Raw genomic sequence first — 25,526 nt, 5'->3', positions numbered from 1 at the left:
CATTTCCAGATCCTTCGGGCGGCTTGGTGGCGCGCCATGCGCCCCGCCCGTCAAGTTGTTGATGCGAATTCCGCAGCAAGCGTATCGAGCGCTTGAATCGCCTCAATCGCGCTGCTGCACGTAACGCCCCGGCGCCGGCTCGATCTCGGGGAATTCCGCCGAGCCGGCCTGCGCGCGCGGCTTCACCTTCTTGCCGCCGTACTGATCGAGCCATTCGGCCCAGGTCGGCCACCAGCTGCCGGCTTTTTCCTCGGCAGCAGCGAACCAGTCGTCGGCCGCTTCCGGCAGATGCTTCGCGTCGGCCTCGATGCTCCAGAAGCTGCGCTTGTTCTTCGACGCCGGGTTGATCACGCCCGCGATATGGCCCGACGCGCCAAGCACGAATTTCAGCGGCCCGGACAGCAACGGCACCGATGCGTACGCCGTGCGCCACGGCACGATGTGATCCTCGCGCGAGCCGTAGATGAAAGTCGGCACGTCGATGCGCGAAAGATCCACTTCCTCGCCGCACACCGTGAGCGCGCCCGGCTCACGCAGCTTGTTTTCCAGGTACGTATTGCGCAGGTACCACGCGTACATCGGCCCAGGCAGGCTCGTCGAGTCGCTGTTCCAGAACAGCAGGTCGAACGGCGCGGGCGTGCGGCCCTTCAGATAATTGTCGACGACGTAGTTCCAGACCAGATCGTTGGGCCGCAGGAACGAGAACGTGTTCGCAAACTCGACGCCGCGCATGAGCCCCGGCGTGCCGCCGTTCTTGCCGCCGATGGTCTGCTCGCGCATCTGCACATGGGCTTCGTCGACGAACACATCGAGCACGCCCGTGTCGCCGAAGTCGAGCATCGCCGTGAGCAGCGTCATCGACGCAGCGGGATGTTCGCCGCGCGCCGCCGCGACGGCCAGCGCCGTGGCGAGGAGCGTGCCGCCCACGCAAAAGCCGAGCGTGTTGATCTGCTCGCGCTCGCTGATGCTGCGCGTCGTCTCGATGGCCGTGAGCACGCCCTCCTCGATGTAGTCGTCCCAGGAGCGGTCCGCGATCGATGCGTCGCCGTTGTGCCACGAGACGAGGAACACCTGCTGCCCCTGCTCCAGCGCATAGGCGACGAGCGAGTTCTCGGGCTGCAGGTCGAGGATGTAGTACTTGTTGATGCACGGCGGCACGATCAAAAGAGGCCGCTCGCGCACGGTAGCCGTGCGCGGCTTGTACTGGATCAGCTGGAATAGCGCGTTCTCGAACACGACCGAACCTTCGGTGGTCGCGAGATTGCGCCCTACCACGAAGCGTGATTCGTCGGTCTGCGAGATCTTCCCGCGCGACATGTCGCCGAGCAGGTTCATCACGCCCTGGCGCAGGCTCTCGCCCTGGGTTTCGAGCAAGGCGCTCTGCGCGTCGGGATTGAGCGCGAGGAAGTTGCTCGGCGAGGCCGCCGCGGTCCACTGCTGCACGGCGAAGCGAATGCGCTCGCGGGTTTTCGGATCGGTATCGATCGCGTCGACCAGTTCATGCAGGTAGCGCGCGTTGAGCAGATACCACGCCGCCGTGAACGCATAGGCGGGCGTGGCCTTCCAGGCGTCGGAGCTGAAGCGCCGGTCCTTGAGTTCGGGCGCCTTGGGCGTGGTGTCGGTGGCCTGGCGCAGCAGGTCGAGCGCGTCGCGCGAGTACTCCGCCTGCAAATGCTGCAGCCGGGTGGGTTCGATCGATGCCGTGGGAAGCTTGAAACCTTCGAACGGGTTCGCGCCACCGAAAGGACTGCCGGCAGCAAACGGATTACCTGCGGCGAACGGGTTGCCTGCTGCAAAGGGATTGGACGCAGCGAAAGGATTGCCTGCTGCAAAGGGGTTGCCTGCTGCAAACGGATTACCCGGCGCACCGTTAGCCGCCGGCGGCCACCAGTTGGCCGCGAGTCCCGCGAAGGGCGCTTGCTGCGCCGCGCCGCCCGTTTGCTGCGCAGCATTCAGGGCGCTCTTCCAGGCGTTCGTCCACGCGTCGAGATACTGCTGCATGCCGGCTGCGTCGGCAGCAAAAGGCGGATTGCCGCGCGTTGCACCATCAGTTGAAGCGCCCGTGCCCGGGGCAGTCTTGGAACGTTGAGATGCCGTCATGCCTGCTTTTGACCGATGTGTCCCGAGAGACTGGTTGAGAGGCAGGTGGTACGCATACGGGCGCCGTTGCGGCGCTCGTCACGACCTGTCCCGTGGGTGAGGGACATTCTTGCTCCCCATTGCAAAGCGTGTCAATGCTTGTGCCCGATTTTGCCGCGCTGCGATATTTTTTTAATTATCGTTTTCCCGATGTAATCCATTGTTTAACTGCCACGACACATTGCTATGCGGTCCCGGGCACAAAAATCTGCCGTGGCGGCAAGCGCTTGCAGTGCAAAACAGGAATCGGGGAGCGAGTGCGCCGCGAGTGGCGCGCAGTGCGTTGCGGCAAACGCTGCGGCGCAACATAAAATCGTTCCGATTCCAACCCGCCGCCGCGCTGCAACACGGCGGCGGCAGGCCGCGGCAAGTCAGGGATTGAGCCAGATCAGCGCGGCCATACGGCCGGTGACGCGATCGCGCCGGTACGAGTAGAAGCGCTCGCGCTGTGTGACCGTGCACAGGTCGCCGCCGCTCACGTGGCGCACGCCGAGCGTATCGAGCCGCAGCCGCGCGAGCGCGGGAAGATCGGCAAGGTACTTGCCGCTCGCTTCGGGGCGCGCCACGAAGGCCGCCGCGGTGGCGGCGCGATGCGCATCGCGCCGTGCCGCGTCGACCTGCTCCACATGGGTCATGAACGCGTCGCGCACGTCGGTGCCGACCTCGAAGGCCGTGGGCCCGATCGCGGGGCCGAGGTACGCATGCAGGTCGGCCGTCGCACAGCCCGCGAGCGCCGCGACGCGCTGGGCCGTGCGCTCGATGACGCCGGCAGCCAGGCCGCGCCAGCCCGCGTGCGCGGCGCCCACGGCGCGTCCCTCGCCGTCGCACAGCAAGACGGGCATGCAGTCGGCCACCATCACCGTGCAGGCGATGCCCGGCTCGGCGGTCACGCTCGCATCGGCTTCGAGCGGGGCGCCCGCGCGCGCGGCGAAGAGCGCCTGCGCGGCGTCGACTACGACGGGACCATGGATCTGCTTGAGCCACGCGGCCGGCACGCCCGCATGCGTGAACAGCCGCTCGCGGTTCGCCTCGACGTGCGCGAGATCGTCGCCGGAGCCACGGCCAAGATTCAGGCCACCGGCGAAATCCACGCCCTCACCGCCCTGCGCGGGCTGCCAACGCCCGAACGGCGGCTCGCTCACGCCGCCGTCGCGCGTCGTCACCAGGGCGCGCACGCGCGGCGAAACCTGCCAGCCGGGATGCAGCAAATCGTCGGATGTCAGTGCCGGGCAGGTCGTCATGCGTGCTTGTCCTCGTCTTGCTCATCGCCGTCTTCGTCTTCGTCGTCTTCGTAATCTTCCTCGTCGCTGCCGATCACGTAGCCTTCGTCGGTGTAGGCGCTGTCGAACATGTCTTCATCGAAGCCGACGCCGTCCTCGTCTTCCTCGCCGCCGAAACCGAGGGCCTCGATCAGCGCATCCAGGTCGTCCGGTACTTCGGCGCGCCACTGCATCGTGCGGCCCGTGACCGGATGAACGAGACCGAGACGCCACGCGTGCAGCGCCTGGCGCGCGAAGCCGCCGGGCAGGGCCGCGACCGAGCGCTTGCCGCGCGCGTGGCCGTACGCCGGATCGCCCAGCAACGGATGGCCGACGTGCGCGCAGTGCACACGAATCTGGTGGGTGCGCCCCGTTTCGAGGTCGCAATGAATGGCGCTTACGGGCTGGTTGTGCCAGAGCGTCTTGTCGATGCGCCGGAAGTGCGTGCGCGCGGGCTTGCCCGAAGCGCCCTTCACCACCGCCATGCGCGTACGCTCGCGCGGGTCGCGGCCGATGGGCGCGTCGATGGTGCCTTCGTCGGCCATGTTGCCCCACACGAGCGCGAGATAGCGGCGCTTGACCGTGCGCGCCTGCAGCTGGCGCACGAGGTCGGTCTGCGCCTGGAGCGTGCGCGCGACGACCATCAGCCCGGACGTTTCCTTGTCGAGCCGATGGACGATCCCGGCGCGCGGCAGACCCGCCGCGGCTTCGCCATAGCGATGCAGGAGGCCGTTGAGGAGCGTGCCGCTCCAGTTGCCCGCGGCCGGATGCACGACGAGCCCGGCAGGCTTGTTGATCACGACGATGGCGTCGTCCTCGTAGACGATGTCGAGCGGCACCGGCTCGGGCGTGAACGCGAGCTGCTCGGGCAGGAGGTCCGGCACGAGCTCGATGGTCGCGCCGAGCGGCACCGGCTGGCGCACCTTGGCCGGCTTGCCGTCCACGCGCACGCGCTGCTCCTCGATCCAGCCCTGCAAACGGCTGCGTGAAAATTCCGGAAATACTTTGGCGAGCACCTTGTCGAGGCGCTCGCCTGCCAGCTCATCCGGCACCTGAACCGAGCGCGGCGCTTCGCCGCCGCGCTCACGCGGGGCGGCGCCGGCGTCCTCGCCTGCGAGTTCGTCGTCGAGCGCCTCACTGGCGGCTGCGTCATCGGGCGCATCGCCCAGGCTATAATCGCTGATGCTGTTTTGGGCGCCGGGAGCGCCGGCCCCCGGAATAACTGTACGGGTCATTGAGTCTGGGTCACCTGTGGACCTGAAGCTGGACTGGATAAATGCGAGCCTTGAACACGATTACGAAACTGGCCCAACACACGATGGCCCGAAACGCAATGCGCGCGACGCGAGCCAACACGCTCGGCAAGATTGGCAACATCATTCGACTTGCTGCTTGCGGCGCGGCGCTCGCCGTGGTCGCGGCCTGCCACGGCCTGCCGGAAAAGACCGACGAAACGGCAGCGTGGAACAACAACAAATTATATACGGAGGCCCAGGACGCGCTCTCCGGCGGCGACTGGGGCAAGTGCGCGAAATACTTCGAAGCGCTCCAGGGCCGCGACCCGTTCGGCCATTTCGCCCAGCAGGCGCAGATCAACGTGGCCTACTGCAACTGGAAGGACAACGAGAACGACGCCGCCGACCAGGCGATCAACCGCTTCATCCAGCTGCACCCGGATCACCCGGACATTGCCTACGCGTACTACCTCAAGGGCATGATCCATTTCAACGACGACCTGGGCCTGTTCGGCCGCTTCTCGGGCCAGGACATGAGCGAGCGCGACCCGAAGTCGCTGCGCGAGTCGTATGACGCGTTCAAGGTGGTGGTCGACAAGTATCCGCAGAGCAAGTACGCGCCGGACGCCGCCCAGCGCATGCGCTACATTGTGAACGCACTCGCTTCGCACGAAGTGCACGCGGCGGACTACTACTATCGCCGCGGCGCCTATGTGGCGGCCATCAACCGCGCGCAGCTCGCGATCCAGGACTACAAGAGCGCGCCCGCAATCGAAGACGCGCTACACATCATGATCCTGTCGTACCAGAAGCTCGATCAGCCGCAGCTCGCCGAAGACACGCGCCGCGTGCTCGCCGGCACCTTCCCGGACAGCCCGTACATCACCGGTCACGCGCGTCCCGGCAAGGAAAACAAGTCCTGGTGGCAGATCTGGTGATCGCCGCGCCTCTCCTGCGAGGCACACTGGAACGCAAAACGCCACGGTTCTCCGTGGCGTTTTTTTTTGCGTCAGCGTCAGCGCAGGCTATACGCGCCTGCGCTGACGCCCGCCTGATCAATCGCGCTCGAACAGCGCAATCGATTCGACGTGCGACGTGTGCGGGAACATGTTGACCACGCCCGCGCCCTTCAGGCGGTAGCCGGCCTCGTTGACGAGCACACCCGCATCGCGCGCCAGCGTCGCGGGACTGCAGGATACGTAGACGATGCGCTTCGGCAGCGGGCCATTGCCGCTCTGCGCGATCTCCGCGAGCGCCTGGGAAACGGCGAATGCGCCCTCGCGCGGCGGGTCGACCAGGAACTTGTCGAAGTGGCCGAGCGCGCGGATGTCGTCTGCGGTGACTTCGAACAGGTTGCGGCACGCAAACGACGTATGGCCGTCCACGCCGTTGGCGCGCGCATTGTCCAGTGCGCGAGCCGTCAGCGTATCGCTGCCTTCGATCCCCACCACTTCACGCGCGAGACGCGCGAGCGGCAGCGTGAAGTTGCCGATGCCGCAGAACAGATCGAGCACGCGGTCGCCCGGCTCCGGCGCGAGCAGGCGCAAGGCGCGGCCCACCAGCACGCGGTTGATCTGGTGATTGACCTGGGTGAAGTCCGTCGGCTTGAACGGCATGCGGATACCGTATTCGGGCAGCGTGTAGTCCAGTGCCTTGTCGAGCGGATAGAACGGGAACACCGTGTCCGGGCCCTTCGGCTGCAGCCAGAACTGGACGTTATGCTCGTCCGCGAACGCGCGCAGCAGGTCTTCGTCGGCAGCCGTGAGCGGCTCGAGAATACGCAGCACGAGGGCCGTCACGCTCGAGCCCACGGCCAGCTCGATCTGCGGCATACGATCGCGAATCGACAGCGCGGCCACCAGATGGCGCAGCGGCACGAGCATTGCCGAGACGTTCGGCGGCAGCACTTCGCAGCTCGTCATGTCGGCCACGTAGCTGCTCTTCCTCTCGTGGAAGCCGACCAGCACGCCGCCCTTCTTCGGCACATTGCGCACCGTGAGGCGCGCGCGATAGCGGTAGCCCCACGACGGCCCGTGAATCGGCCGGAACATCGTCTGCGCACGCACCTTCGAGAGGTGCATGAGATTATCCTCGAGCACGCGTTGCTTGACGGCGATCTGCGCGCGCACGTCGAGATGCTGCATCGAGCAGCCGCCGCAGGTGCCGAAGAACGCGCACTGCGGCTTCGTGCGGATCGCGCTCTCGCGCAGCACGTCGACCACCTGCGCCTGTTCGAACGTGGGCTTCTTGCGATAGCTGAGGTAGGTCACGCGCTCGCCCGGCAACGCACCCTCGACGAAGATCACCTTGCCGGGCTCGCCCGTCCCGGTCACGGTGCGGCCGACACCGCGGGCCTCCATGTCGAGCGACTCGATCTCGATAATGGGGGCGTGAGCGACCGAAGCTTCGACGGCGGCGCGCTTTTCGGCGCGGCGCTCGCGCTTGCTGCGCTTTTTCGGAGGCGTGAACGGCATAGGCTCGGCCTGGACAGGCTCGGCTTGAGGGTCGGGGGCAGCTTGAGACACCAGCGGATTCCTGACTGACGATGAGTGAATGGTGGGCGAAGGCGAGATTGTAGTCGAAGTCGGCGCCAGCGCTGCGCCGTTGCCGTTTTCAAACGGCTCCGATTGTGCGCGCTGCGCCCCGTATGCGTCGTTGCCATCGCATTCGTCAGACAACGCGTCGGGAGAAACCAGGCTAGGGTTAAACGTGCGTGCGGGAAGCGCCGCCGCGCCATGCGAGGAGCGTGCCGATGAAACTGGTGAGCTGGAATGTGCAGTGGGGGCGCGACGCTTCTGGCGTCGTCGATCTCGCGCGCACGGTGCGCGAGGCCCGGCGCCTCGCCGACTTCGACGTGCTGTGCCTGCAGGAAATCACGCGCGGCTTCCGGGCGCTGCCGGGCGGACCCGGCGACGACCAGTTCGCCGAACTGCGCTCACTGCTGCCGGGCTACGCGGTCATCGAAGCCATCGGCGCCGACTTGCCTGCGCCGCATCACGCGCAATCCACGAGTCGAGGCACCGCGCAAATGCCGCGCCGTCAGTTCGGCAACGCGCTCGCCACGCGCTTGCCCCTCGCGCAGGTCTTTCGCCACGCGCTGCCGTGGCCCGCCGACTCCACCGCGCCCTCGATGCAACGCGTGGCCCTCGAAGCCGTGCTCGACGCGCCGGGCGGCGCGCTGCGCGTGCTGGTCACGCATCTGGAGTTCTACTCGCTGCGCCAGCGGCTCGCGCAAGTGGACGAATTGCGGCGCCTGCAGCAGGAAGCCGCCGATCACGCCGCGCATCCCGCGCCCGCCGAAAACGATGTGGGTCCGTTCGCCCGCACCGCGCGCCCGCTATCCGCGATCGTCTGCGGCGACTTCAACAGCGCATGGGGCAGTGAGGCGTACACACGCATGCTCGAACCGCTCGCGGGCAGCCCCGCGTTCATCGACGCGTGGAGCGCGCTGCATGCCGGCGCGACGCCGCCGCCCACGGCCGGCGTCTACGACACGCAGCAATGGTCGGACGGTCCGCTCGCGTGCGACTTCGTCTTTGTTACGGAGGATTTGCGCTCACGCTTGCGAAGCTGCGAGATCGACGGCGCGACCCAGGCTTCGGATCATCAGCCGATCGTGCTCGAACTGGGGTGAAAGACCAGGCCGTGCCTAGCTCGCGAACGCCTTCAGATACTCGCCCCAATGCGGCGCGCTTTCCGCCGCGAGCGACTGCTTTACGAACTCGATCTCATCCGCATATTCGCGCTCCGTGAAACCGCCGCGCATCATCTGAAACCGGCAATAAAGCAGATACGTGTTGACCACGTCGGTCTCGCAGTAGTTGCGGATCTCCTCGATGCGGCCTTCCTGAAACGCGGTCCATACCTGGCCGCCGTCCATGCCGAGCTTGCCCGGAAAGCCGCAGAGCTTCGCGAGCGCGTCGAGCGGCGCGCTCGCGCGCGGCTGGTACATCGCCAGCAGGTCCATCAGGTCGGTATGGCGCGTGTGGTAGCGGCTGATGTAGTTGTTCCACTTGAACTCGCGGTCCGCATCGCCCATTTCCCAGTAGCGCAGCGCGCGAATGCCGTGCACGAGCGCGCGATAGTGCAGCACCGGCAGGTCGAAGCCGCCGCCGTTCCACGAAACGAGCTGCGGCGAATACTTCTCGATCGTGCGGTAGAACGAATCGATCAGGCGCGCCTCGCCGTCTTCGGGCGTGCCGAGCGAGCGCACGCGAAAACCCTGGCCGTCGCGAAAGACGCAGGAGATCGCGGCGACGCGCTGCAAGTGATGCGGCAGGAAATCACCGCCGGTTTTCTCGCGGCGCGCGGCGAAGGCGTGCTCGGCCACTTCGGCGTCGGTGAGCGTGGCGGGCAGGTCTTCGAGACGGCGAATGCCGTCGACATCGGGAATCGTCTCGATATCGAATACGAGTACAGGAACTGTCATTCAGATGGACTGCGAGGGTTTAGAGAACGGCGTCCTTGCGCACGCCGTTCGAAGCGAAAAAGCGCTTGAGGCGCACCAGCGCTTCCTGCTGGATCTGCCGCACGCGCTCGCGTGTGAGGCCCATTTCGTCGGCCAGCTCTTCGAGCGTCGCGGGCTCGATATGGTTCAGGCCGAAGCGCCGTTCGATGACGTGGCGATGCTTATCGGATAACCGGCCGAGCCACGCGCGTGTCAGCGTTTCCAGCTCGCGATGCTGCACTTCGGCGTCGGGAGACTGGCTCTGGTCGTCCGAGAGCAGGTCGAGCAGGCTGCTCGCCGGGTCGAGGTCGAGCGGCGCGTCGAGCGAGGCCGTGTGTTCGTTGAGCGCGAGAATGTCGGTGACTTCCTCGGTGGTCTTGCCGGTGAGATAGGCGATGTCGTCGATGCTCGCGTCGCGCCGCTCGGAGGCCGAATCGGCGTTGAGCGAATTCTTTTCCAGATGCCGCTTCGCGCGCAGCACCTGGTTGAGCTCACGGATCACGTGCACCGGCAAACGCACGGTGCGCGCCTGGTTCATGATCGCGCGCTCGATGCTCTGGCGGATCCACCACGTCGCGTAGGTCGAGAAACGAAAGCCGCGCGTGGGATCGAATTTTTCGATTGCGTGCATGAGGCCGAGGTTGCCCTCCTCGATCAAGTCGAGCAGCGGCACGCCGCGGTTGAGGTAACCCTTGGCAATGCTGACGACGAGACGCAGATTGCGCTCGATCATGACCTGACGCGCTTCGAACTCGCCGGCCTTGGCGAGCCGCGAGTAGCGCTGCTCCTCCTCGACCGTGAGGAGCGGCTTCACGCTGATCCGGTTCAGATAATGCTGGATGGTGTCGGCCGTGAGTTCGGCCTGCAGCATGGCGCGGAAATCGTCGGCGTCGGGCGCGGCATCGGCGCTTTCGGCACCCTCGCCCGCGCCGCCTTCGTCTGCCGGGGAGTCGCGCTCTTCACGCTCTTCACGATCGTCGCGCTCTTCGTAGTCGCGGCCGCCGTCAAGGTCGGGCGACGCGTCGTCGTCGCCCGCCTGCGCGCCGTCCTCCACCGAAACCTGGGCGGCTTGGCTGTCAGACTCGGATTGCTGCAGACGGCGCTTCGATTTCGGCATGGTCGGCTCGCTTTTATTGCGGCGGCAAGTACTTCAGTGGGTCGACGGGCTTACCCTGACGGCGTACTTCGAAATGCAGCATCACCCGGTCCGAGTCGGTATTGCCCATTTCGGCGATCTTCTGACCTTTGGTGACCGCATCCCCTTCTTTTACCATCAAAGCCCGGTTGTGTGCATACGCGGTCAAAAACGTCGCGTCATGCTTGATGATAATGAGATTGCCGTAACCGCGCAGCCCATTTCCGGCATAAACCACGCGTCCATCGCCGGCTGCCTTGACAGGATCGCCCGGCGCACCACCAATATTGATGCCCTTGTTCTTCGTATCGTCGAAGCCGTTGAGCACCGGACCACGCACTGGCCACGCGAGCGCGATGCTGCCGCCCGGCGCCGCGGCCAGGTCGCTGCCGCCCGCACCCGACTGCGGCGGCACGGCAGCCGTCGGCGGCGCCGCGTTCGCGCCCGAACCGTAGATCGGCGGCTGCGCCGGCGTCCCCGCTGCCGGAGCGCCCGGCGCGGGACCCACACCCGGCACCGGCGCGGTCACGACACCCGGTGTGTACGCCGACGGATTCGCACCCGGCGGCACGACGCGCAACAACTGGTCCACCTCGATCTGGTTCGGATTGGTGAGATTGTTCCACGTCGCGATGTCGCGATAATTCTGGCCGTTTTCGAGCGCAATCCTATAGAGAGTGTCGCCCGGCTTCACCCGGTAATATCCCGGAGGCGGCGGTCCGAGCGGCACCGGAGGCTGTGCAGCCGCCGTGCCGAGCGGCGCGGTGCGGTCCACCACGGGTGCCTGATCGAGTCGCGTGGCGCAGGCGGCCAGAAGACAGAGCGCGGCGACCGCGGCGCCGCGCTGGGCTGCGATCAGCGTGGCTTCGGGCAGGTCGACATTCAGGCGGTTTCTTTTGATCGCGCGCAACATACTCATCGGATTCAGATCACTCCAGATTTTAAGGGGACAAAGAAAACGCGATCCAGGCGTGACTCCCGCCACTGCGCCGGCCCCGTCCGCTCGACGAGCGTGAGGACCTGCGCCGCTTCGCCGGCGGCACTCTGCGTGCCGGACACCGCGACGGGCGCCACGAGCCGCCCGCCGATGGCGAGTTGCTCGAGCAGCGCCTGCGGCACGTCGAAGCCCGCAGCGGCGATCACGATCGCGTCGAACGGCGCCGCCGACGGCAAACCGAGCCGTCCGTCGCCGTAGTGCAAACGGATATTCGGGATACGCAGCGGACGAAGATTCGTCTTCGCGCGCTCGTATAACGGCTTGATGCGTTCAATGGAATACACGTCGCGCGCGATCTGGCTCAACACGGCTGCCTGATAGCCGCAGCCGGTGCCGATTTCCAGCACGCGCTCCAGCACACGGCCCGCACCCGCGAGCTCCAGCATGCGCGCGACCACGGAAGGCTTCGATATGGTCTGGTGATGTCCGATCGGCAACGCCGCATCTTCGTAGGCCTGGGTAGCGAGACCCGGGTCGATGAACATATGGCGCGGCACGGCCGCGAGGGCCTGGAGCACGCGCGCATCGGCAATGCCGTTCGCACGCAGGCGTTCGACCATGCGCTCGCGTACGCGTTCCGAAGTCAGCGCGTGCGCGCCGTTGAGCGCCACAGCGGGCGCGCCCGTGACGGCTGCCGCGGCACGCGGCACACTCGCGCCGCCCGGCATGGCGGCGCGCGGCGCGGCTGCGTTGCCGGCAGGATGCGCGGGCTTGATCGAATTCGCCGGCTTTGCGCTCACCGGCTTCGCATTGACCGGCTTCGCAGGCGACGCCTTGAACGGCGTGCTCGCGTTGGCCTTCGCAACGGCCGGATTGCCCGCATTCGTGCTCACCTTCGCGCCGGGTTTCGCGAGTGAGCCGACGCCCGCTTTCGACGGACCGCCGGTGCCCGCGCCCGCGAGCGACGCGCGTGCCTCGCCCGGGCGCGTGTCGCGCCGGCGCGGCTCGCGCACGAGATCCGCAAGCCCGAGCGGAAAACGCTTCGTGCGCTCGCCCGTCATGAAGCGCTGCCGCCCTTGCGCGCCCAGTCGTGCGTCGCGGACAGCATCTGCGTATGGGTGAGATCGAGTTGCAGCGGCGTGATCGACACATGGCCGTTCGCTACCGCGTGGAAGTCTGTGCCCTCGCTCGCGTCGCGTGCGCTGCCTGACGGCCCGATCCAGTAGATCGGCTCGCCGCGCGGATTGGTCTCGCGGATCACGGGCTGCGAAGGATGACGCTTGCCGAGGCGCGTGACGCGCCAGTCGCCAAGCTCGTCGTACGGCAGGTTCGGGATGTTGACGTTCAGCAGCGGATGGCCCGGCAACGGGTTCGCGAGATAATGCGCAACGATCTCCGCCGCGACGCGCGCGGCGGAATCGAGATGCACCCAGTCCTTGTCGGCGAGCGAGAACGCGATGGCCGGCAAGCCGAACATGATGCCTTCGGTCGCCGCGGCCACCGTACCCGAGTACAGCGTGTCCTCGCCCATGTTCTGGCCGTTGTTGATGCCGGAGACCACGAGGTCGGGCTGCTGGTCGAGCATGCCCGTGAGCGCGATGTGCACCGAGTCGGTGGGCGTGCCGTTCACGTAATAGAAGCCTGTGCTCGCCGAGCGCAACACCGACAGCGGGCGCCACAGCGTAAGCGAGTTCGATGCGGCGCTGCAGTTCTGCTCGGGCGCCATGACCGTGACTTCGCCGAGCGGCTTGAGCGCTTCATAAAGCGCCGCAAGGCCGGGGGCGAGATAACCGTCGTCGTTGCTGAGTAGTATTCGCATCGAGCGATTGTAACCGAGGAAAGAAGGCACGCGAACGACAGCCCGGCCCCTATGCCGGCACGTGTTTGGCATTGCGCGAAGTTCGATATCGCGCGCCGTTCGGGGCGCATTCGCATCCGCGGTACGTCTCGAAAGACACGCGTCGTCGACGCGAAATAAATCGCACGATCGTTCGCATTGTGGCGGATTGCCGTACACTGTCCCGCTGTAGCGAATGCCTGACCGACGCAACTGCAAGCAACCGAACCGGAAAAGACAGGAGACACGATGCGCGCAATCCGCTGCAACCAGTACGGGCCGCCCGACTCGCTCACGCTCGAAGACTCGCCCGACCTCGTGCCGGGCCCGGGCCAGGTCGTGATCGACGTGAAGGCCGCGGCCGTCAACTTTCCCGACGTCCTCATCATCGAGAACAAGTATCAGATGAAGCCGCCGCTGCCCTTCACGCCTGGCGCCGAACTCGCGGGCGTCGTGCGCGCGGCGGGCGAAGGCGTGAAGCTCGCGCCCGGCACGCGCGTGGTGGCGTATGTGGGCACGGGCGCCTTCGCCGAGCAGGCGCTTGCGGACGCATCGGCGTGCGTGGCGCTGCCCGAGGGCGCCGATTTCGCGACGGCCGCCGCCTTCACGCTCGCGTATGGCACCTCGCATCACGCCGTGGTCGATCGCGCCGGGTTACGCGCAGGCGAAACGATGCTCGTGCTCGGCGCGGCGGGCGGCGTGGGTCTCGCGGCGGTCGAAATTGGCAAGGTGCTCGGCGCGCGCGTGATTGCAGCCGCCTCGAGCGAGGAAAAGCTCGAGGTCTGCCGCCGCTTCGGTGCGGACGCCACCATCAACTACAGCACCGAGGACTTGCGCGAGCGCATCAAGGCGCTCACCGACGGCAAGGGCCCCGACGTGATCTACGACCCGGTGGGCGGCGAGTATGCGGAACCGGCGTTCCGCAGCATCGGCTGGCGCGGGCGCTATCTCGTGGTCGGCTTCGCGAATGGCGAGATTCCCAGGCTGCCGCTCAATCTCGCGCTGCTCAAGGGCGCGAGCCTCGTCGGCGTGTTCTGGGGCGATTTCGCACGTCGCGAACCGCAGCGCAATGCGGCAGCGTTCGCGCAGATGATGGGCTGGATCGGCGAAGGCAAGCTCAAGCCGTACGTCTCGAAGCGCTACAGGCTCGCCGATACCGCGCAGGCGCTCAAGGACATGGCCTCGCGCAAGGTGACGGGCAAGATCGTGATCGAACCCTGAGCGTTCCCCATTAGTTTCCTGTTCCACAGGAGGCAAAACGGACGGCTCGCCGGTTGTTCACGGCGAGCCGTCATGCATGCATGATGCAAGCCGCCTTAGACGATGTGTTGCTCGCGCAACCGTGCGATATGGTCCGCGTCATAACCCAGCGTCTGCAGGACCTCATCGGTATGTTCGCCCAGTGCGGGGCCAAGCCAGCGTGTCTCGCCGGGCGTCACCGAGAGCTTGGGCGTGACCGCGGGCAGCGCGACGTCCACGCCCTCACCCTCTTTCGCACCCGGCGCTTGCCAGCGGAACTGCTGGATCATCTGGCGCGCCGCGAACTGCGGATCGGCGAACATGTCGGCCACGCTGTAGATGCGGCCCACGGGAACGTCGGCGGCATTGAGCACGTCGAGCGCTTCGTCGATGGTGCGCGTGGAGAGCCACGCGGCGATTGCGCCATCGATCTGCGCCGTGCGCGGCACGCGGCCGTCATTGTGGGCGAGTTGCGGATCGTTCGCGAGGTCCGCGCGGTCGATCGCCGTCATCAGGCGCTTGAAGATCGGGTCACTGTTGCCGCCGATCACGATGCTGCCGTCCCGGCACGGATACGTATTCGACGGCACGATGCCCGGCAGCGACGCGCCGGTGCGCTCGCGCACCATCCCGTACACGCCGTACTCGGGCACGACGCTCTCCATCATGTTGAACACGGCCTCATAGAGCGCGACATCGACGATCTGCCCGCTGCCGCCGTTCATGTTGCGATGATGGAGCGCCATCATCGCGCCGATCACGCCGTGCAGCGCCGCAATGGAGTCGCCGATCGAAATGCCGATGCGCGGCGGCGGCAGATCGGGATAGCCGGTAATGTGGCGCAGGCCGCCCATCGATTCGGCGATCGCGCCGAAGCCCGGGCGGTCGCGATACGGGCCGGTCTGGCCGTAGCCCGAGAGGCGCACCATCACGAGGCCGGGATTGTCCTTCGAGAGCACGTCGTAGCCGAGGCCGAGCTTTTCGAGCAGGCCCGGCCGGAAATTCTCGATGACGATGTCGGCTTCCTTCGCGAGCCGCCGCACGATCTCCTTGCCCTCCCCGGCCTTCAGATTGACCGTGACGGACTTCTTGTTGCGCGCCTGCACGGCCCACCAGAGCGACGTGCCGCCCGCCTCCGGATAGAGCTTGCGCCATTTGCGCAGCGGATCGCCGCCCCTGGGGTCTTCGATCTTGATGACCTCGGCGCCGAACTCGCCGAGAAAGCGCGCGGCGAACGGGCCGGCGATCAGCGTGCCCAGTTCGAGCACCTTGACGCCCGCAAGTGGGCCGGTGCCTTTCGCTGCGGATGCATTCGATTGGGATTCGGGGGCAGCGGCGGCTGCGCTCATGGTGTCTCCTTTCGTTCTGTTCGGCGTGCGGCGCCATATCGAGTACGCCGCGATCGAGGCATGGCGAGACGCTACATCGAGCGCCGCTCGAGCATGGCCCGCGCGATGGTGCCCGCGTCCACATATTCGAGTTCGCCGCCCACCGGCACGCCGCGTGCGAGGCGCGTGACGGCGAGTCCGCGCGCCTTGAGCGTCTGGCCGAGATAATGGGCCGTCGCCTCGCCCTCGTTGGTGAAATTGGTGGCGAGCACCACTTCCTTGACGACGCCGTCCGAGGCGCGCTTCACGAGCCGGTCGAAATGGATCTCTTTCGGACCGATGCCGTCGAGCGGACTCAGATGCCCCATCAGCACGAAGTACAAACCGCGGTACGTCATGGTCTGCTCGAGCATGATCTGGTCGGCCGGCGTTTCGACGACGCACAGCAGCGTAGGGTCGCGCTCCTCGTCCAGGCACGTTTCGCATACCTGAGCTTCTGTGAAGGTATTGCACTTCTCGCAGTGCTTCAGGTTCCCGGTCGCGAACAGCAGCGCGTTGCCGAGCTTTTCGGCGCCGTCGCGGTCGTGCTGCATCAGGTGATAGGCCATGCGTTGCGCCGACTTCGGCCCGACACCGGGCAACACGCGCAGCGCCTCGACGAGAGCAGCCAGAGCGGAGGGTTGTTTCATGCGGATTCAGCGCGAGATGCGCGACGGAGTGTGAAGCGGAATCGACTTCGAGGTGCTTCCTGCTGCTTGCTGCTTTCGACGCCTTGACGTCCTTGATGCCTGCGCAACCGTGCCGGCCGCGGCAAGGCACCGGGACGCGGGACGCGCGGGCGCCGACCTGCCTGAAGCAGACGCGGCGCGCGCGCCACGTTCCTTAGAACGGCATCTTGAAGCCCGGCGGCAGCGGCAGGCCGGCGGTCATGCCGCCCATCTTTTCCTGCGAGGTGGCTTCCGCCTTGCGCACCGCGTCGTTGAACGCCGCGGCCACGAGGTCTTCGAGCATCTCCTTGTCGTCCGCGAGCAGGCTCGGGTCGATCGACACGCGGCGCACGTCGTTGCGACAGGTCATCGTGACCTTGACGAGACCGGCGCCAGCCTGACCCTCGACTTCGATCTGGGCAAGCTGCTCCTGCATCTTCTTCATGTTTTCCTGCATCTGCTGGGCTTGCTTCATGAGCCCTGCGAGTTGGCCTTTCAACATAGTCACTGCTCCTTCTGGATCGTAGTCGTTCGAATCGATGCGCTCAAAAGCGCGCGATGCTTGCCGCGCCGCGCGGCGCAAATCAGTGGGCGGCCTGAGTGCCGCCCGATGCGGCTTGCGGCGCGACCGGCCGGATCGAGCCCGGCACGATGCTCGCGCCGAAGTCGCGAATCAGTTGTTGTACGAAGGGATCGGCGCCGATCTCGCGCTCGGCTTCGCGTTGACGCTGGGCGCGGTCTGCGGCGTCGAGTGCGGCCGCCGTGCGGCGCGCCGGGCCGACTTCCACGCTTACTTCAACGGTTTTGCCAAGACGCTCGGCGAGCGCCGCCTTGAGCTTCGCAACCTGCGAGGCTTCGGCGTACTGCGGCACCGGCACGCTCAACTTGAGCAGCGTGCCTTCAAGCGCCGTCAGCTCGCTGTTGAACGCGAGCTGGTACGAGATGCCCGTCAGCGTTAGCGTGGCGGCGAGCGCGGGCCAGTCGCCCGCGAAACCGATCGGATCGAGCGCGATGCCCGGCGGCAATTTGCTCACGTCGACCACGGCCGGCGAAGGCGTCGGCACCGAAGCGGCGGTGCGAGGCGCGGACGGTTCGCTGTCGTAGGCGGGCACGAAGCCGTCGTCGGGCGGCGCAAAGTACGCGTCATCGGCGCCGAGCGGCACGTAGTCGTCGGGCGGGATATCGTCCCACGGCGGCGCGCCCGAAGCGTCTTGCTGCGCGTTTGCGTTGCGCGGCGCAGGGCGTGCCTGCGCTTCCTGCGCGGCGGCGCGGCGAGCCGGATCGGGCGTAGGCACCTTCACTTCCACGCGCGGTGCGGCCTTCGGAGCGGGCGCAGAGGCGGCTGCGCTGGCGGCGGCAACGGGGCCGCGGCCCGTGGCAACGCGCATGCCCTTGCTGCGCAGCACGTCGAGCGCGGCGCTCGCACCACCACGCGCGGACGCCGCCGCGGCGGGTTCCTCACGAGATTCGAATTGCGGCGCGGCTGCAGCGCCCGCGCTCTGCAGAGGTTGCGTCTCTTCAGCCGGAGCCGGAGCCGGAGCGGCCACAGCCGGCTCGACCGGAGCCGCAGGCGCGGCTTGCGGCGCTGCGCCCAGGTTCGGCGCGGACCCGCCCTCGTCTTCCCAGGGCGGTACGACACGCGCTTGCGTTGCGGGCTTGGCGAGCGGCGCAGGCGCGCTCGCTTGCGGCCCGGCAACGGGCACGTTCGGCGGTGCGGCTTCTGTCGGCTGCGGCACCGGGGCCACCGGCTTCGATACGACCGGCGCCGCAACGGCAGGCGCCGCACCAGGCGCCGACACCGCTACCGGTGAGGCCGTAGGCACGCCCGCGCCCGCCGCAGCGGGTTTCGACACCGGCGCACTGCCAATGCCGCCCGCGCTCACGGAAGGCTCGAACGCGAGCATGCGCAGGAGCGCCATCGTGAAGCCGGCATATTCGTCGGGCGCGAGGCCGAGTTCGCTACGTCCGAGGGTCGCGATCTGATAGAAAAGCTGGACCTGCTCCGGGCTCAAGACTTCTGCGAAACGGCGAATGTCGTCGGCTTCGGGCCATTCGTCGAGCACCGAGGAAGGCGCGAACTGCGCCCAGCCGATGCGATGGAACAGACTCGCGAGGTCCTGCAGCGCCGTGGAGAACGACAGGCTGCGCAGCGCCATTTCGTCGGCGATGGCAAGCACGTTCGCCCCGTCGCCGGCCAGGAGCGCGTCGACCAGGCGGATCAGATAGCTTTGATCGAGTGCGCCGAGCATGCCGCGCACCGCTTCTTCGGTGACCTGGTTGGCCGAATAGGCGATGGCCTGGTCGGTGAGCGAAAGCGCGTCGCGCATCGAGCCGTCGGCGGCACGCGCGAGCAGGCGCAACGCCTGCGGCTCGAACTCGACCCTCTCCTCACCGAGAATATGCGTAAGATGCTCGACGATGTTGCCCGCCGGCATCTGCTTCAAATTGAACTGCAGGCAGCGCGAGAGCACGGTCACCGGAATCTTCTGCGGGTCCGTCGTCGCGAGGATGAACTTCACATGCGGCGGCGGCTCCTCCAGCGTCTTCAGCATCGCGTTGAAGGCGTGGTTCGTGAGCATGTGCACTTCGTCGATCATGTAGACCTTGAAGCGCGCATCGACCGGCGCGTAGACCGCACGCTCGAGCAGCGCGGCCATTTCGTCCACGCCGCGATTGCTCGCCGCATCCATCTCGACGTAATCGACGAAGCGCCCTTCGTCGATTTCGCGGCACGCGCGGCATACGCCGCAGGGCTTCGACGTCACGCCGGTCTCACAGTTGAGCGCCTTGGCGAAGATACGCGACAGCGTCGTCTTGCCTACGCCGCGCGTGCCTGTGAAGAGGTACGCGTGATGCAGGCGGCCGCCGTCGAGTGCATGCGTGAGCGCGCGCACCACGTGCTCCTGTCCGACGAGCGAAGCAAAATCCCTCGGTCGCCATTTGCGTGCGAGAACTTGATAGGTCATCTGGAAATTGTATCAGCAACGCCCTCGCGTCCAGATGAATCAAAAGGCGGCCAATGCCCGGTTCGCGGCCGCCGCCCAATGGCGCGAGCCGACGATGACGGACGACAAAAACAGCGCCGGTGCAGACGTGACAAACACGCCGAACGAAGAACCGCGCCACGCAGCCAATTGCGCGGCATCAATCTCGTATCTGGGGGATAAAGCGGGGAGAAAAAAGAGGAAGGTGACGAGCCTGACCCTCGGCACTGGCGGAAAACGGCTGTGGCTGCTTCGTTCCCGACCTGACCAGGTTGACCGCCCCTCCATGCGAGGAGGCCCGTCACGGCGCATTCTAACATCGGTCGCGCACCAATGCGACTGCTGCGGTGCAAAAAACGCGCCGAGCCGCTCGATGCACCCTTGCGCGCCTTGGGCAGATCCCCTCTTGCAACGGCTCGCGCCGCCTCCAGATAGCGTGCAGGAGCACAAGATATCGCACGAAAAGGTCCCGCGAAAAGGTTCGCGCCTCGGCCCGGATGTCCCGCCGAATGTGGCCTGCAGGACGGAAACCCTGCTTGCGGCACGAGTACTATCACCGTCGGCAACGCATAGGGATTTAGGCTACACTGGCGTCGGCAATCGGCTGGGCCACGCGGTTTGCGTGCGAATGGCGTGTGATCTGACGTGCAATTCGGACGTACGACTCGGGTTCGGTGTGGCCGCCCAGGCGGCCCCGGATGAATTTTCAGTTTTGGTGTATCGTGGCGGGCAATTTACTCGGCCTCGAATCGAAAGAGGTATTCATACAATGAGCGAACAAATCAAGCATATCAGCGACGCATCGTTCGAACAGGACGTCGTGAAATCCGACAAGCCCGTGCTGCTGGACTTCTGGGCCGAGTGGTGTGGCCCGTGCAAGATGATCGCGCCGATTCTCGACGAAGTCGCGAAGGACTATGGCGACCGCCTTCAGATCGCGAAGATCAACGTCGACGAGCACCAGTCGACGCCGGTGAAGTTCGGCGTGCGCGGCATCCCCACGCTGATCCTCTTCAAGAACGGCGCCGTGGCGGCGCAGAAGGTCGGCGCGCTTTCGAAGTCGCAGCTCACCGCGTTCCTGGACAGCCACCTGTAACTGCATCGCGGGCTGCTTCTTCCTTTCCGGGCGCATTGCCCGGCCAGCAAGGGGATGCGCCACGCAAAGGTGCGTGTTGTCACGCGACAACACGCACCATAAAAACACGCCGAAACTTGCTGTCGGCCTTCACTGACGGTTTCTGGCGTGTGCTATGCTAGAATTCATAAAGCGTCTACCGGCGCCCTTATAAAAGTTTCAAGCAAGCTTCAAGCAAAGTTTCAACCAAAAGTCCTTGAGCGGTTCCGCTCGCTTCTTTTCCCCCATTCTTTTCGTCGCACTCCTCCCCGACGGGTTCTCCGTATGCATCTTTCCGAGCTCAAGTCTCTGCACGTGTCCGAATTGATCGAGATGGCCAATGGCCTCGAGATCGAAAATGCGAACCGCCTGCGCAAGCAGGAACTCATGTTCGCGATTCTCAAGAAGCGCGCCAAGACGGGCGAAACGATCTTCGGCGACGGCACGCTCGAAGTGCTCCCCGACGGCTTCGGCTTCCTGCGCTCGCCGGAAACCTCGTATCTCGCCAGCACGGACGATATCTATATCAGCCCGTCGCAGATCCGCCGCTTCAACCTGCACACCGGCGACACGATCGAAGGCGAAGTGCGCACGCCGAAGGACGGCGAACGCTACTTCGCGCTCGTGAAGGTGGACAAGGTCAACGGCCAGCCGCCGGAGGCCTCGAAGCACAAGATCATGTTCGAGAACCTCACGCCGCTGCACCCGAACAAGGTGCTGCTGCTCGAGCGCGAAATGCGCGGTGAGGAGAACGTGACGGGCCGCATCATCGACATGATTGCGCCCATCGGCAAGGGCCAGCGCGGCCTGCTGGTCGCTTCGCCCAAGTCCGGCAAGACCGTGATGCTCCAGCACATCGCGCACGCCATCAAGCAGAACCACCCCGACGTGGTCCTGTTCGTGCTGCTGATCGACGAGCGCCCGGAAGAAGTGACCGAAATGCAGCGCTCGGTGGCGGGCGAAGTGATCGCCTCGACCTTCGACGAACCGGCTGCGCGTCACGTGCAGGTCGCCGAAATGGTGATCGAGAAGGCCAAGCGTCTCGTTGAAATGAAGCACGACGTCGTGATCCTGCTCGACTCGATCACGCGTCTCGCGCGCGCCTACAACACCGTTGTGCCCGCATCGGGCAAGGTGCTCACGGGCGGTGTGGACGCCAACGCGCTCCAGCGTCCGAAACGCTTCTTCGGCGCGGCACGTAACATCGAAGAAGGCGGCTCGCTCACCATCATCGGCACGGCGCTGATCGAAACCGGCAGCCGCATGGACGACGTGATCTACGAAGAGTTCAAGGGCACCGGCAACATGGAAGTGCACCTCGAGCGCCGTCTCGCGGAAAAGCGCGTGTACCCGTCGATCAACCTGAACAAGTCGGGCACACGCCGCGAAGAGCTGCTGATCAAGCCGGACATCCTCCAGAAGATCTGGGTGCTGCGCAAGTTCATCCACGACATGGACGAAGTCGAGGCCATGGAATTCCTGCTCGACAAGATTCGCCAGACGAAGAACAACTCCGAGTTCTTCGACATGATGCGCCGCGGCGGCTAAGACCCTCGCCCGCTGGATTCACCGCAAAACGCCCGCAAATTCGCGGGCGTTTTGCTACCCAGGGCGCGCTGCGCGAGAAGCCGTTCCAGGTGAGCTGAGCCTGCTGCCCTGCATGGCCTGGTACTACCTGGGCACGGCGCTCAGCTAGCCTGGTTTCGCGGCGGCTCGAAGGCGAATTCGCTTGAAAAACATCGTCCGGCAGTTGACGATAACGTTCTTCGCCGTGTGGCAAAAGCAGATCGACCGAACGACATCCGGACGCACGGGAAAACACACCCAGCGATGCTTTCGAAACTCTCCCACTGGTTCGACGCGCGCCGCCGCGAAAAAGCGCTGCGCGCCTACGCGATCGACGACGCGCTTTGGCAGGCCACGCTCGCGGGCCTGCCTTTTCTCAAGCATCTCGACGCCGCCGACCTCGCGCGCCTGCGCGAGCTGACGAGCCTTTTCATCGCGCAAAAGGAATTCTCCACGGCGCACGATCTCGAGCTAACCGACCCGATGACCGTGGCGATCGCCGCGCAAGCATCGTTGCCGGTGCTCAACCTTTCGCTCGACCTCTACAAGGGCTGGGTGGGCGTGGTCGTCTATCCAGGGGAATTCGTGATCCGCAAGACCGTGGAGGACGAAGACGGCGTGATCCACGAGGTGGAGCACGACGCGAGTGGCGAGGCGTGGGAAGGCGGCCCCGTGATCCTCTCTTGGGAAGACGCGCAGATGACCGATGGCAGCGACGCGTACAACGTCGTGATCCACGAGTTCGCCCACAAGATCGACATGCTCAACGGCGAGGCCGACGGTCATCCGCCCCTTTATCGGCGCTGGCACGCCCCGCTCGACGCGCAGGCCTGGGCCGACGTATTCGACAACGCCTACGACCAGTTCTGCGACAAGGTGGACGCCGTGCCGGAGCGCCGCTGGGCGCGCTTCGAGCGCGATTCGCTGATCGATCCCTATGCGGCCGATCACCCGTCGGAGTTCTTCGCGGTGTGCAGCGAGGCCCTTTTCGTCAAGCCGAAGGCGTTCGAGGCGGAATATCCCGAGCTTTACCGGCTGCTTGCGCGCTATTACCGCCAGGACCCGGCGCGCGTGGGCGCACTGGCCGGCCAGCCAGCCTGAAAACCTGCCGCGCGGGAGCCTCAAAAATTCGCCAACCGGCTGATTATCTGGCATAATCGTCGTTTTTCGACCCTTGGGTAAGTGGCTCGCGCGAGCAAAGCCGGCAACATGGTGTTGCAGGCACGCGGGTTGGCTACCGCCAGATTTAAGGAATAACCATGAAAGAAGGCATTCACCCGGATTACCGCGAAGTCCTGTTCATCGACGTTTCGAACGACTTCAGGTTCGTGACCCGCTCGACCATCCAGACGCGCGAAACCGCCGAATTCAACGGCAAGACCTACCCCCTCGCCAAGATCGAAGTGTCGTCGGAATCGCATCCGTTCTACACGGGCACGCAAAAGATCATGGACACGGCAGGCCGTGTCGAGAAGTTCAACAAGAAGTTCGGCGCACGCGCCTCGGGCAAGGCCGGCAAGTAAGCACCTCGCCGCACCGGCTGCTGGCCGGTCCCGCATTGAACATGCACAAAAAGGGCAGCATACGCTGCCCTTTTTTGTTGCTTGCGCCACCGTTGCGCTGTCCGTGCGGCCAGGCGGGTGCGACTTACCGCCCCTTTTCAGAGGTTTCCGTGGATTCGCCCGCGGCTAACGCCGTGACGCGCGGTCGCCGGCCCGGCTAGAATGCCGGATTGCTCCGCGGCACGCGGCTGGATGTACCGTCTTCCGCGCATGCCTGCTTGACCTGCGCGTGTGAGCCGCCCGCTCGAACACGCCCGGCTTATCCGTCTCCCTTCGTACTGCATGAAGCCAGCCATTCGACTGACCGCCTCCGCCACCAGCGCCCTGCCGCGCTGGCTGTTGCTGACCATCTGTATCGTCTTTGCGGCGTTCGGCCTCTTTGGCCGCGACCCATGGAAGAACGAGGATGCGGCGGGCTTCGGCGTGATGTGGACGATGGCGGGCGGCACCTCGCACGACTGGCTGCTGCCCAATCTCGTTGGCAAGTACGTGACCGAGAACGGTCCGCTCGGCTACTGGCCGGGCGCCGCCTGCATTCGCCTCTTTGCACCGTGGTTGGACGCCAGCAATGCGTCGCGCATCGCCACCGGCGTGCTGTTCTGTCTGGCGTGCGCGTTCGTCTGGTACAGCGCGTATCTGCTGGGCCGCCGCCCCGAAGTGCAGCCGTTCAAGTACGCGTTCGGCGGCGAGCCCGAGCCGCGCGACTACGGCCGCACCCTCGGCGACGGCGCCCTGCTCGTCCTGCTGGCCTGCTTCGGCCTCGCCGAGCGCGGTCACGAAACCACGCCGCAGCTCATGCAGTTCGTGGGCATCGCCATGCTGCTGTACGGCGTCGTGCGCGCGATCGACAAGCCGGTCCAGGGCGCCCTCTGGTGGGGCCTCGCGCTCGGCGTCGTGATGCTCTCGAGCGGCCCGGTGCTCGTGGGCGCGCTCCTCGTCGGCACGCTCGCCATGCTCGCCATCGCGCCCGAAACGCGCTCGCGCTGGCTGCTCGTGGCGGGCCTGCCCGTGGCCCTCGTGGTCTCGGCCTCATGGCCGCTACTGGCGCTGCACCTGTATCCCGACGACGCCGTCTGGTTCCTCAACCAGTGGGCGCACACCAACGTCAACGCCTTCGCCGGCCCGCCTGGCTTTGTGCTGCGCTACGCCGCCAAGAACCTGCCGCTCTTCACCTGGCCCGCATGGCCGCTCGCGATCTGGGCCTTCGTGAGCTGGGCCGGACTGCGCCGCAAGCCGCACATCGCGATTCCGCTGTCGGTGATCGTGCCGCTGCTCATCCTCGTGGTCGTGCAGAGCCACGAATCGAACCGGCTCTTCATGCTCGTGCTGCCCGCGCTGGCGGTGCTCGCGACCTTCGCGCTGCCCACGCTCAAGCGTGGCGCGATCAACGCGATCGACTGGTTCGCGGTGCTGAGTTTCACGATTCTCAGCACCTTCGTGTGGCTCGTGTGGCTCGCGGGCATGACCGGTTTCCCGGCGCCGCTCGCGCGCAATCTCGCGCGCCTCGCGCCCGGCTTCGTGCCGCAGTTCAAGATGCTCTCGTTCGTCTGCGCGGTGGCCGTCACCGTGTGCTGGATGGCGCTCGTGCGCTGGCGCGTGGCGCGCCATCCGAAGGTGCTGTGGCGCAGCGTCGTGCTCTCGAGCGGCGGCACCACGCTCATGTGGGTGCTGCTCATGACGCTGTGGCTGCCGGTCGTCAACTACAGCCGGACCTACAAGGATGTAGCCGAGCAGATCGCCGCACACCTGCCCGCTGACTATCAGTGCATCTCGCCCGTACGTCTCGGCGACGCGCAGATCGCGACCTTCGCGTACTTCGGCAAGATGCACTTCGCGTTCAACGAGGACTGCGACGTGATCCTGCGCCAGGATACGCAGGACTACGGCGAGCCGAGCTCGATGCCGGACTACGTGTGGAAGCTCGTGTGGGAAGGCCGCCGCGCCGCCGACCGCGACGAGCGCTTCCGCCTGTACGTGCGCATCGACCGTCCGACCCCGCCTATCAAGAAGCATGTCTGGCGCAAGCGTCCCGACTGA

General features: G+C 65.9%; 21 protein-coding genes and 1 other RNA gene. 8 read left to right on the top strand and 14 right to left on the bottom strand.

Features of this window, described 5'->3' with window-relative positions:
* Positions 1 to 102: 102 nt before the first annotated feature.
* From phaC to BHE01S_RS24880, 3 genes are all read right to left on the bottom strand, one after another.
* Positions 103 to 2,100: a class I poly(R)-hydroxyalkanoic acid synthase gene (phaC, locus tag BHE01S_RS24890; RefSeq protein ID WP_407669549.1), complete on the bottom strand. Its 1,998-nt coding sequence runs from the start codon at positions 2,098 to 2,100 to the stop codon at positions 103 to 105.
* A 410-nt stretch (positions 2,101 to 2,510) separates the two neighbouring features.
* Entirely contained in the window at positions 2,511 to 3,380 is an 870-nt protein-coding gene (gene pgeF, locus BHE01S_RS24885; RefSeq protein ID WP_042268683.1) for a peptidoglycan editing factor PgeF, read from the bottom strand.
* The gene (locus tag BHE01S_RS24880; RefSeq protein ID WP_042268682.1) at positions 3,377 to 4,633 is read right to left on the bottom strand and encodes an RluA family pseudouridine synthase; all 1,257 of its coding nucleotides are present in this window, start codon (positions 4,631 to 4,633) and stop codon (positions 3,377 to 3,379) included. Before BHE01S_RS24880 ends, pgeF begins: the two co-directional genes overlap by 4 nt.
* A gap of 98 nt (positions 4,634 to 4,731) precedes the next feature.
* On the opposite strand from BHE01S_RS24880, the gene BHE01S_RS24875 reads away from it, so the two are divergent.
* Complete coding sequence (locus tag BHE01S_RS24875) at positions 4,732 to 5,571, top strand: outer membrane protein assembly factor BamD (protein WP_042268681.1); 840 nt, start codon at positions 4,732 to 4,734, stop codon at positions 5,569 to 5,571.
* A 117-nt stretch (positions 5,572 to 5,688) separates the two neighbouring features.
* On the opposite strand, the gene rlmD is transcribed toward BHE01S_RS24875, so the two are convergent.
* Positions 5,689 to 6,993 (bottom strand): 23S rRNA (uracil(1939)-C(5))-methyltransferase RlmD, encoded by a 1,305-nt coding sequence (rlmD, locus tag BHE01S_RS24870; protein ID WP_245639848.1) that lies wholly within the window; start codon positions 6,991 to 6,993, stop codon positions 5,689 to 5,691.
* Between the two features lie 392 nt (positions 6,994 to 7,385).
* Between rlmD and BHE01S_RS24865 the strand changes: the two genes are divergently transcribed.
* Positions 7,386 to 8,267 carry an endonuclease/exonuclease/phosphatase family protein gene (locus BHE01S_RS24865; RefSeq protein WP_042268679.1) on the top strand — a complete coding sequence of 294 codons (882 nt, stop codon included), beginning with the start codon at positions 7,386 to 7,388 and terminating at the stop codon, positions 8,265 to 8,267.
* Between the two features lie 15 nt (positions 8,268 to 8,282).
* On the opposite strand, the gene BHE01S_RS24860 is transcribed toward BHE01S_RS24865, so the two are convergent.
* From BHE01S_RS24860 to surE, 5 genes are read right to left on the bottom strand one after another with little or no spacing between them, the layout of a single operon-like run.
* Entirely contained in the window at positions 8,283 to 9,062 is a 780-nt protein-coding gene (locus tag BHE01S_RS24860; RefSeq protein ID WP_042268678.1) for a 3'-5' exonuclease, read from the bottom strand.
* A gap of 19 nt (positions 9,063 to 9,081) precedes the next feature.
* Positions 9,082 to 10,197: an RNA polymerase sigma factor RpoS gene (gene rpoS / locus BHE01S_RS24855; RefSeq protein ID WP_042268677.1), complete on the bottom strand. Its 1,116-nt coding sequence runs from the start codon at positions 10,195 to 10,197 to the stop codon at positions 9,082 to 9,084.
* A 13-nt stretch (positions 10,198 to 10,210) separates the two neighbouring features.
* Positions 10,211 to 11,134 carry a peptidoglycan DD-metalloendopeptidase family protein gene (locus BHE01S_RS24850; RefSeq protein ID WP_042268676.1) on the bottom strand — a complete coding sequence of 308 codons (924 nt, stop codon included), beginning with the start codon at positions 11,132 to 11,134 and terminating at the stop codon, positions 10,211 to 10,213.
* Between the two features lie 5 nt (positions 11,135 to 11,139).
* A complete protein-coding gene (locus BHE01S_RS24845) occupies positions 11,140 to 12,213 on the bottom strand; it encodes a protein-L-isoaspartate(D-aspartate) O-methyltransferase (RefSeq protein ID WP_042268675.1) in 1,074 nt (357 codons plus the stop codon).
* Positions 12,210 to 12,971 carry a 5'/3'-nucleotidase SurE gene (gene surE, locus BHE01S_RS24840; protein ID WP_042268674.1) on the bottom strand — a complete coding sequence of 254 codons (762 nt, stop codon included), beginning with the start codon at positions 12,969 to 12,971 and terminating at the stop codon, positions 12,210 to 12,212. Before surE ends, BHE01S_RS24845 begins: the two co-directional genes overlap by 4 nt.
* A gap of 267 nt (positions 12,972 to 13,238) precedes the next feature.
* Between surE and BHE01S_RS24835 the strand changes: the two genes are divergently transcribed.
* Positions 13,239 to 14,210 carry an NADPH:quinone oxidoreductase family protein gene (locus BHE01S_RS24835; RefSeq protein ID WP_042268673.1) on the top strand — a complete coding sequence of 324 codons (972 nt, stop codon included), beginning with the start codon at positions 13,239 to 13,241 and terminating at the stop codon, positions 14,208 to 14,210.
* Positions 14,211 to 14,305: 95 nt separating this feature from the next.
* Here BHE01S_RS24835 and BHE01S_RS24830 read toward each other — a convergent pair whose 3' ends face one another.
* The 5 genes from BHE01S_RS24830 to ffs form a co-directional block, all read right to left on the bottom strand.
* The gene (locus tag BHE01S_RS24830) at positions 14,306 to 15,577 is read right to left on the bottom strand and encodes a CaiB/BaiF CoA transferase family protein (protein WP_042268672.1); all 1,272 of its coding nucleotides are present in this window, start codon (positions 15,575 to 15,577) and stop codon (positions 14,306 to 14,308) included.
* 71 nt (positions 15,578 to 15,648) lie between these two features.
* On the bottom strand, positions 15,649 to 16,245 hold the full coding sequence (gene recR, locus BHE01S_RS24825) for a recombination mediator RecR (protein ID WP_042268671.1): 597 nt from the start codon (positions 16,243 to 16,245) through the stop codon (positions 15,649 to 15,651).
* 193 nt (positions 16,246 to 16,438) lie between these two features.
* Complete coding sequence (locus BHE01S_RS24820; protein ID WP_042268694.1) at positions 16,439 to 16,765, bottom strand: YbaB/EbfC family nucleoid-associated protein; 327 nt, start codon at positions 16,763 to 16,765, stop codon at positions 16,439 to 16,441.
* An 82-nt stretch (positions 16,766 to 16,847) separates the two neighbouring features.
* Positions 16,848 to 19,229: a DNA polymerase III subunit gamma/tau gene (dnaX, locus tag BHE01S_RS24815; RefSeq protein WP_042268670.1), complete on the bottom strand. Its 2,382-nt coding sequence runs from the start codon at positions 19,227 to 19,229 to the stop codon at positions 16,848 to 16,850.
* A 222-nt stretch (positions 19,230 to 19,451) separates the two neighbouring features.
* An RNA gene (gene ffs, locus BHE01S_RS36250) (signal recognition particle sRNA small type) lies at positions 19,452 to 19,550 on the bottom strand.
* Positions 19,551 to 20,016: 466 nt separating this feature from the next.
* Between ffs and trxA the strand changes: the two genes are divergently transcribed.
* The 5 genes from trxA to BHE01S_RS24790 all read left to right on the top strand — a co-directional run bounded on the left by trxA (position 20,017) and on the right by BHE01S_RS24790 (position 25,526).
* Positions 20,017 to 20,343: a thioredoxin TrxA gene (trxA, locus tag BHE01S_RS24810; RefSeq protein ID WP_027797264.1), complete on the top strand. Its 327-nt coding sequence runs from the start codon at positions 20,017 to 20,019 to the stop codon at positions 20,341 to 20,343.
* Between the two features lie 303 nt (positions 20,344 to 20,646).
* Complete coding sequence (rho, locus tag BHE01S_RS24805) at positions 20,647 to 21,909, top strand: transcription termination factor Rho (RefSeq protein WP_027818379.1); 1,263 nt, start codon at positions 20,647 to 20,649, stop codon at positions 21,907 to 21,909.
* Positions 21,910 to 22,191: 282 nt separating this feature from the next.
* Positions 22,192 to 23,028: a M90 family metallopeptidase gene (locus BHE01S_RS24800; protein ID WP_042268669.1), complete on the top strand. Its 837-nt coding sequence runs from the start codon at positions 22,192 to 22,194 to the stop codon at positions 23,026 to 23,028.
* Positions 23,029 to 23,186: 158 nt separating this feature from the next.
* Positions 23,187 to 23,450, top strand: a complete 264-nt coding sequence (locus tag BHE01S_RS24795; protein ID WP_042268668.1) for a type B 50S ribosomal protein L31 — start codon at positions 23,187 to 23,189, stop codon at positions 23,448 to 23,450.
* Between the two features lie 321 nt (positions 23,451 to 23,771).
* Positions 23,772 to 25,526 (top strand): ArnT family glycosyltransferase, encoded by a 1,755-nt coding sequence (locus BHE01S_RS24790; RefSeq protein ID WP_042268667.1) that lies wholly within the window; start codon positions 23,772 to 23,774, stop codon positions 25,524 to 25,526.

The sequence above is a fragment of the Paraburkholderia heleia NBRC 101817 genome, from assembly GCF_000739775.1.
Taxonomy (GTDB): Bacteria; Pseudomonadota; Gammaproteobacteria; order Burkholderiales; family Burkholderiaceae; genus Paraburkholderia; species Paraburkholderia heleia.
The sequence above is the reverse complement of the archived record's forward strand: the minus strand, read 5'-3'. Positions and strand labels throughout refer to the sequence as shown.